Here is a 7,447-nt window from a genome sequence, read left to right as displayed (position 1 = left end):
GCCCCAGCACTGGGAAGCAGGCCTACTCAGCAACACATTTATGGCCTATAACCCGCCATTCACCATCTCCCGTGTGACAGCTTTCGAACGTAGGATCGCGCTATGGAACTCATCGAGCTGAACTCCGGAACCTCTATCCCCCAGGTCGGGCTGGGCACCTCCAAGTCCGAGAATGCTGCCGCTTCCGTGGAAAGCGCACTGCGCCTGGGCTACCGGCACGTGGATACCGCGCAGATGTACGGCAATGAGGATCAGGTAGGTGCCGGCGTGCGGGCCTCCGGTGTGGCGCGCGAGGAGGTCTTCCTCACAACCAAGCTCAACAACGATTTCCATGCCCCCGCCGAGACTCGCCGAACCTTCGAAGAGTCCCTGGGCCGCCTTGGCACCGACTACGTGGACCTCTTCCTCATCCACTGGCCCATGCCGTTCCTTGAGGTGGACTACGTCGATACGTGGAAGACGATGGTCGAGCTTCAGGAGTCCGGCCGGGCTCGGGCGATCGGCGTTTCAAACTTCCAGCCCGAGCATCTGGAGCGCATCATCGAGGCCACCGGTGTGGTGCCTGCAGTGAATCAGATTGAGGTTCATCCCTACTTCGCCAACAACGACGTGCGGCAATACTGCAAGTCAGCAGGTATCGCCGTGGAGGCATGGAGCCCTCTGGGCAAGGGCAACGAGTTCGGGGACCCTGTCATTAGCGGCATTGCAGAACGCCACGGACGCAGCGAGGCTCAGGTGATTCTGCGCTGGCACCTACAGCGCGGCGACGTGGTCATCCCCAAGTCCGACCACGAGACGCGCCAGCGGGAGAACTTCGACCTGTTCTCCTTTGACCTGAGTGGGGACGAGATTGCCGCCATCGACGCACTGGACCAGGGCGAAGCTGGTAGGCGCAGCCCCCACCCCAGCGAGTTCGGCAGGAAGTAGCGGCCCGCTCCCCCCGGGAAGCACCCGCGGCACAGGCGGCGGCTTACGGTGGCGGCCAGCACCGCGGGCCGCACAGGGCTGCGGCGCTGCCTCTGGTGCTATCATGTGCGTCTTTGTTGTCGACCACGAGGCGTTCGGTGAAGTTCTGAGGTTCGAGACCTGCGCAGTATCCGCGGACCCCCGCGGGCATGCACTGTGCGTCCCGCCCCTCTCAGAGGTTCACCGCCGCTGCCTTCCCGGGCCCTCCTTCGTTGTCCGGTTCCTGTGGTACACCCTCAAGCAGGGTCTTTTCCGTCGGCACATCTGAACTCTCTGCGCAGCGTCTCCATAAGCGTCCTGTCCTGAGGACATTTCCCAGAGGCCCGTGTGCAGACTGCTCAGAGCCCTCTCCCCAGCTGCTGATCCTGGATGAGCCCACCAATAACCTCGATCTGGCCAGCGTGCGGCAACTGACCCAGGCGCTGACCTCCTTCGAGGGGCACTGCTGGTGGTCCGCCACGATGAGCATTTTCTGCAGAGCCTGAACCTCGACAGACGCCTGGACCTCACCCCGGCCGAGGCTGCCCCGGAGGATACGTTCCCGGGCCCGCCTAGTGGGGGCCTCGGGGCTCAGGCCCGGTAGCGACCGGGCCTGTGATTGAACGCCAGCACCGTATTCAGGACCACGGCACCGACCGCTGAGAGCAGCACATTGGCGGGCGCGACGACAGTCAGCGCCAGGAGGATGATCACCACGTCCGTCCCCATCTGCACGTAGCCGGCCCGGAGGTTGAACTGTTCCTGGGCGATGAGCGCCAGGATGTTGAAGCCGCCGAGAGATGAGCCGTGGCGGAACACGATCAGCAGGGCCACGCCCAGGAACAGGTTCCCGGCCAGCACCCCGTAGACCGGGTCCAGCTCTGGAAGGGGCAGGAAGTGGGGGTTCAGTTCGCTGAAGACCGAGACCATCGCCACCGAGACGAGGGTCTTGATCGTGAATCGCCATCCCTTGCGCCACAACGCGAGCCCAAAGAATGGCAGGTTGACCAGGAAGAACAGCCAGCCAAAGCTCAGCGGGGTGGCGTAGGTCAGAAGCAGCGAGAGCCCGGCGGTGCCCCCGGTCACCGCCTCGGACTGCTCCAGCATGTAGAGGCCAAAGGCCGCCATGAACGTGCCGGTCAGCACCCCCAGCACGTCTTCCGGCACGGAGTGCGGAAGCCGCGGCTCAGAGGCCATGGGCCGGGACTCCAGCCGCGGGTCCTGCTGCGCACCGGAAGCCCGCGCATCGGAGGCACCAATCAGCGGTTCGGGCACGCTGGCGTCGTCGGAGGGGTGTTGAGGGCTCACGCGCCTCACCTTATCCAACCAATGGGAAGTGAAGGCCACTGCCCGTTGTTCTTCTCCACAATGGCGGCACGACGTCGTCGTCCCTTACCTGAAGAGCGAAGGAGCACCTCATGGCACACATCACGATTCTGGGCGGAACCGGATACGCGGGACGCCACATTGCACAGGAGGCCGCCTCCCGGGGCCACGACGTGGTGGCCGTCGCCCGACGAGCCCCCGAGGAACAGTTGGAGGGCGTCAGCTATGTCACCGGGGATATCACGGACGAGAACTTCCTGCAGGATCTGGTGAGCAAGACTGACGTGGTCATCCTCTCCGTCGCCCCCCGTGGGGAGATGCAGGGCAAGGTGCTGGATGTGGCGCAGACGCTCATTCCGCTGGGACTGGAAGCCGGAGTGCGCCTGGGGGTGATTGGCGGAGCCGGCTCCCTGCACGTTTCCGAGGGCGGCCCACGGCTGATCGACACCGAGCAGTTCCCGGATGACTTCAAGCCCGAGGCCTTCGAGATGATCACGGTATGGGAGAAGCTCCAGGGAAGCGATGAGTCCCTGGACTGGTTCTATGTCAGTCCCGCGGCCGGCTTCGGCGCCTACAACCCCGGCGAGCGCCGGGGCACCTACCGCCTAGGCAAGGACGTGCTGCTCACCGATGAGAACGGCGCCTCCGAACTCTCTGCCGCCGATCTGGCGATCGCCCTGGTGGATGAGATTGAACGGCCCGCTCACCGGCGCACGCGCTTCGCGGTCGCCTACTGATCCAGTCGGCGGTTCGCCCGCCACGGTTCAGGGTTGCCGGCCGGACGCCTGCTGCAGTCGCAGAGCGAGGGCGTCTGCCGCGTCCTGAAGCTGCGGTGGGCCTAGGATGCGGAACGGCGCGTCAAACCTCAGCACCTGAGCCAGCAGCCCGCTCCACGACCAGGAGCCCAGCGTGAGCAGTGAGGCCTCCTCGGAGAGTGCCTGAGCGCCCCCCTCCTCCACCCAGGGAAGCACCTGTCTCAGGGGAAGCGCCATCTCGATGTGCCCGATGTATGGCCAGCTGATCTCGCCGCTTCCTGCCGGGCGCGCTCCTTTGAAGCGGGCCGCGAGGAAGGTGCTGGCATCCCCGCCGGGGATCTCGCGCGGAGTGAACGGGGCCCCCAGGGGCGGCCTGAGGCTGACCCGGTCCAGGCGGTAGATCCGCCAGTCGGTACGCCCCAGGTCCCAGGCCACGACGCACCACAGGCCCTGATGCGCTATGACTGCATGTGGCTCCGCACTCCGACGCACAGGGTCTGCAGTAGGCTCATCCGCGCCGGCGCGGTAGTCGAATACCACGATGCGGCGCCGAGCGACAGCATTGCTGATGGTCTCCAGTACCTCCGGATCGATTGTCGCCCGCCCCGGGGTGCCGGTGAAGCGAAGACCGTCTACGCGGTGGCGGAAGCGCGAAGGCAGCATCTGTCGCAGGGTGGCCAGGGCCCGGGTTGCGGCCTCTTCCATGTCCACTCCCATTGCGGGGGCGTTCCGCAGCGCCACGGCGACGGCGACCGCTTGATCCCCGTCAAGCAGCAGAGGGGGCAGCTCAGTCCCCGCAGAGAGGACATATCCGCCGTCGGGTCCCTTATGGGCGTCGATCCGATAACCGAGCTCCCGCAGCCTCTCGATATCGCGGCGGACCGTTCGCGCCGTGATGCCGAAGCGGTGCGCCAGCTCCTCCCCCGAGATAATGCGGCCAGTCTGAAGCAGGGAAAGCACGGAGAGCATACGTGAGGGCGTGTCGGCCATATCCTGAATTCTCTCGCACATAGCGGACACAAAGTGTCCTCTATCGTCGGCATGATGAGCGGCAGCGGCAACTGCCGCTGACCCGTCTCGACGTAAGGAGCCCTCCGTGGCACTAGTGACCACCACTCATCTGAACTTCCCCGGCACAGCGCGCCAAGCGCTCAGCTTCTATCAGCAGGTCTTCGGCGGCGAGCTGACGGCCTCCACCTATGGCGAGCTCGGCGCCCCAGCCGATTGCCCACACGCGGAGAAGATCGTCTTTGGGCTGCTGGAGTCCCAGAACGGCTTCCGCGTCATGGCCTATGACGTTCCCGGGCTGAGCGAGAAGACTCCCGGCAGCACCTTTGCCGGCAACACTCAGCGCACGCGCGAGGGCACCGTGACCGACAGCCCGTTCTTCCTCTCAGTCCGCGGCGAGAGCCTCGAGGAGGTGACCGCGTTCTGGAACGGGCTGTCCGAGGGGGCCTCTGTCATTGAACCACTGGCAGCTTCACCGTGGAGCCCGGGCTTCGGTATGCTCACCGACCGGTTCGGCGTGACGTGGGTCGTGGACGTGGCCCACCACCAGTAGACGGGGCCGATGGCGGCGCTGAGGCAGAGGCTGAAGCGGCCACTCCTCAGCGTCGCTGTCAGTGCTGCGAGGAGACTGCGGAGCCCCGAGAACCGGAACCCGGTTCGTGGTCCGAACCCAGCTCTGCCCCCTGCTCCTCGCTACCACCGCGGTGATCACTCTGGCCCTCGGCGTGGTCTTCGCCGTCGTCGCCCTGGTCCTTGTTCTTAGGCTCGCGGACCAGAAAGTACATCGCGATCATGGTGAGGATTCCTGCCGCAAAAGCGGCCGCGATCGCGAGCTCTTCGCCCACCAACCCCTCGAGGAAGCTGCGAGCCTCCGAATCGGGGTCCACCAGGGCAATGACCACGAACGTCGCGACCACCACGGTGGCGAGAATTTTCCCGAGCCGCTTGCGCCACTGGGACTTGCCCTTCTTTCCCAGGGACTCTCCCGCCTTCGCGACCTGTTTGGCACGAAGAACGCGCAGCGCCCCGGCACTGCGCAGCAGTCTGAACAGCTGCATGGGCCCGATGCTGAAGACCACGGCGAGGATGGTGACGATCGTCAATCCGATCAGCCACCAGTTCCGGCGCACCCACTCGATCTTCTTCGGCGAGACGAGGAAGAGAATCACCGTCTCCAGGACAAGCACCACCGACGTGGCCCACAGGCCCACGTGACCGACCATTTCGAAAGGCTCGTCCAGCAGAGTGAGGAAGACGGCGGGAACGGAGACGATGGCGGCAATGAGCACCGGCCAGGCCAGGCGGTTCTCCCAACGTTCCTCAATCTCGTCGGCGCGCTCACCCGAGGCCCTGCCGGTCGCCGTCTCCCCCAGCTCCTTCACCGCAGAAGATGCACGTTCCTTGGCGGAGTCAGGGTGCTGCTCGTCGTCATAGGCGGCTGAGCGCACGGAGTCCATCACCCCAGACTAGAGCGACTCCGCCTTCCCTGCGAAAGCACGAGTGCGACGCACCCGAGGCCCGCGACCAAGGAGCAGGACACGCCCACCCAGCCCTGTTTCAGGTTGCCTGGCACGCGAGTTCATATAATGTGTTGCACATCACATCCACTGTGATAGGCCTTCACTCTGCGGGGAACGGAAAGCGAATGAACACTGCACCACGATCGTCTCTTGCCCTTCTGGCGGGCCTGACCCTGCTCCTCGCCGGCTGCGCCGGCGGCGAGGAGCAGAGCTCCGAAGATGACCTGACCACAGTCACCCTGGGGGTCATGACCATCGCCCCCACCGCGGCCATCCAGTACGGGGTGGACGAGGGAATCTTCGAAGAGCACGGGCTTGACGTAGAAATGGTTCCCGGCGACGGCGGGGCGGCCATGCTTCCGGCAGTACAAAGCGGAGAGATGGACTTTGCGACCGGCAATCCGCTCTCCCTACTGGTAGCGGTGGGCCAGGGCCTGGATATGCGGCTCGTTTCGGGCTGGTCGCATTCCCTGACGGAGGGTCAGGACATCAACGCTGTGGTGGTACGGGCGGACTCGGGCATCGAGTCGTGGCGCGACCTCGAGGGTCGGTCGGTTGCCGTCAACGTGCTCAACGGCCAGGGAGATCTGACCATCATGGAGGCCGTACGGCGCGATGGTGGGGATCCGGATGCTATCGGACTCACCGAAGTCAGCTTCCCGGAGATGGAGGCCCAGCTGGAGCGGGGCAACGTGGACGCTGTGTGGTTGCCGGAACCTTTCCTCTCCCAGGCCTTGGCACAGGAAGAGTTCACGCTCCTCGGACAGCCGAACCAGGAGGTTCTTCCCGGACTGCCCACATCGATGGCATTTACCTCCGGACGGTTCTATGAGGAGAACCCCGAGACTGTCGCGCAGTTCAAAGCCGCGATGGAGGAAGCCATGGACGCCGCTCAGAATGACCCGGAGGGCAGCGCCGAGGCGCTTTCACACTTCCTGGACATGCCGGTGGAGGCGGCCGCCGAGGTGAATATGGAGGAGTTCGACGGCGACATCCGGCGCGAACCCCTCGAGGACATGAGCCGTCTGATGGTGGAGTACGGGTTCATCGACGAACTGCCGGGCCTCGATGCCGTGATCATCGACTGGGAGGATCTGGAGTAGGAACCAGCAGGCTTCATTGCCGGACCGACCCCTCTGCGAGGACGAGAGGATGTCGCCGCGGCTAAGGCATAGTCGCGTGAGTGATGGCAGAATGCGCTCGGGAGCGTATGGCGAGCGGATAGGACATCAGGTGGACGCCTCTATCGATCTGAGCTACCCGTTCACGGGCCACTGGCGCGTTCAGAACAGCCCCGCTCATCGGGTTCCCAGCCACGGTACACGCGTGTTTGCTACAAGTTACGCCATTGATTTCGTGCCCGTCTCTGAGACTGGGCGCACGGCGCCGATCACCCTGGGCTCCCTCCTACGCCCCGAACCTGCTCACCGGTTCCCCGGCTTCGGAGGCGCCATTCGACGTTCTACTCCGTCGCCAGACACATCAAGCCGTCACGGATATACAGCAAGCGGAAGAACCTGAACAACCCGATGAAGACAATAGAGCGCCGACCCCGAAGGGTCGACGCTCTATCTCATCAACAACATCAGTACCGCAAGGCTCTATTGAGCCGAATATCAGTACTCTGGTGCACCTTCGTGGATGCTTCTCAAACCCCCGCGGGCCGGTGAAAACGCTGATCCGCAGTGTTCTCAGGGGATCGGCGGAGCCTCGGACACGTTTCCAGGCTACTCGACACCACGATGAGCGCGGTCCGGTGGCGAAATATTCGCGTGGTCCTCAAACCGGTTTGAATGCCGCGAATCGCAAAGAGCTGGCAGCTGGGTACGCTGCTGGAGTGAAGCGCCCTAGGTTCTCTGCCGCTTTCATATGAGGTGGGGCTCCGCTTTCAAG

At 64.4% G+C, this 7,447-nt stretch carries 7 protein-coding genes; 4 read left to right on the top strand and 3 right to left on the bottom strand.

All coding sequences use genetic code 11. The features are described from left to right. The first annotated feature begins 102 nt into the window (after positions 1 to 102). A complete protein-coding gene (locus RH857_RS13270) occupies positions 103 to 927 on the top strand; it encodes an aldo/keto reductase (RefSeq protein WP_310538454.1) in 825 nt (274 codons plus the stop codon). Between the two features lie 609 nt (positions 928 to 1,536). Here RH857_RS13270 and RH857_RS13265 read toward each other — a convergent pair. Then, on the bottom strand, positions 1,537 to 2,142 hold the full coding sequence (locus RH857_RS13265; RefSeq protein WP_310538455.1) for a YitT family protein: 606 nt from the start codon (positions 2,140 to 2,142) through the stop codon (positions 1,537 to 1,539). A 221-nt stretch (positions 2,143 to 2,363) separates the two neighbouring features. On the opposite strand from RH857_RS13265, the gene RH857_RS13260 reads away from it, so the two are divergent. Then, positions 2,364 to 3,008, top strand: a complete 645-nt coding sequence (locus tag RH857_RS13260) for an NAD(P)-dependent oxidoreductase (RefSeq protein ID WP_310538453.1) — start codon at positions 2,364 to 2,366, stop codon at positions 3,006 to 3,008. A gap of 27 nt (positions 3,009 to 3,035) precedes the next feature. Here the strand turns inward: RH857_RS13260 and RH857_RS13255 are convergent, their stop codons facing one another. Then, the gene (locus RH857_RS13255; protein ID WP_310538452.1) at positions 3,036 to 4,016 is read right to left on the bottom strand and encodes a helix-turn-helix transcriptional regulator; all 981 of its coding nucleotides are present in this window, start codon (positions 4,014 to 4,016) and stop codon (positions 3,036 to 3,038) included. Between the two features lie 106 nt (positions 4,017 to 4,122). Here RH857_RS13255 and RH857_RS13250 point away from each other — a divergent pair, with 106 nt between their 5' ends. Next, on the top strand, positions 4,123 to 4,587 hold the full coding sequence (locus tag RH857_RS13250) for a VOC family protein (RefSeq protein ID WP_310538451.1): 465 nt from the start codon (positions 4,123 to 4,125) through the stop codon (positions 4,585 to 4,587). Between the two features lie 58 nt (positions 4,588 to 4,645). Here RH857_RS13250 and RH857_RS13245 read toward each other — a convergent pair whose 3' ends face one another. Next, positions 4,646 to 5,491 (bottom strand): hypothetical protein, encoded by an 846-nt coding sequence (locus tag RH857_RS13245; RefSeq protein ID WP_310538450.1) that lies wholly within the window; start codon positions 5,489 to 5,491, stop codon positions 4,646 to 4,648. Between the two features lie 188 nt (positions 5,492 to 5,679). Between RH857_RS13245 and RH857_RS13240 the strand changes: the two genes are divergently transcribed. Further along, positions 5,680 to 6,657, top strand: a complete 978-nt coding sequence (locus tag RH857_RS13240) for an ABC transporter substrate-binding protein (protein WP_310538449.1) — start codon at positions 5,680 to 5,682, stop codon at positions 6,655 to 6,657. Positions 6,658 to 7,447: the final 790 nt, after the last annotated feature.

Source organism: Nesterenkonia flava, assembly GCF_031432335.1.
GTDB classification, from domain to species: domain Bacteria; phylum Actinomycetota; class Actinomycetes; order Actinomycetales; family Micrococcaceae; genus Nesterenkonia; species Nesterenkonia flava.
The sequence above is the reverse complement of the archived record's forward strand: the minus strand, read 5'-3'. Positions and strand labels throughout refer to the sequence as shown.

What these genes read in the sequence shown, in the direction of transcription:
- RH857_RS13240 (WP_310538449.1), top strand. Translation starts at nt 5,680, where the DNA reads ATGAACACTGCACCACGATCGTCTCTTGCCCTTCTGGCGGGCCTGACC.
- RH857_RS13260 (WP_310538453.1), top strand. Translation starts at nt 2,364, where the DNA reads ATGGCACACATCACGATTCTGGGCGGAACCGGATACGCGGGACGCCAC.
- RH857_RS13245 (WP_310538450.1), bottom strand. Translation starts at nt 5,491, where the DNA reads ATGGACTCCGTGCGCTCAGCCGCCTATGACGACGAGCAGCACCCTGAC.
- RH857_RS13255 (WP_310538452.1), bottom strand. Translation starts at nt 4,016, where the DNA reads ATGGCCGACACGCCCTCACGTATGCTCTCCGTGCTTTCCCTGCTTCAG.
- RH857_RS13270 (WP_310538454.1), top strand. Translation starts at nt 103, where the DNA reads ATGGAACTCATCGAGCTGAACTCCGGAACCTCTATCCCCCAGGTCGGG.
- RH857_RS13265 (WP_310538455.1), bottom strand. Translation starts at nt 2,142, where the DNA reads ATGGCCTCTGAGCCGCGGCTTCCGCACTCCGTGCCGGAAGACGTGCTG.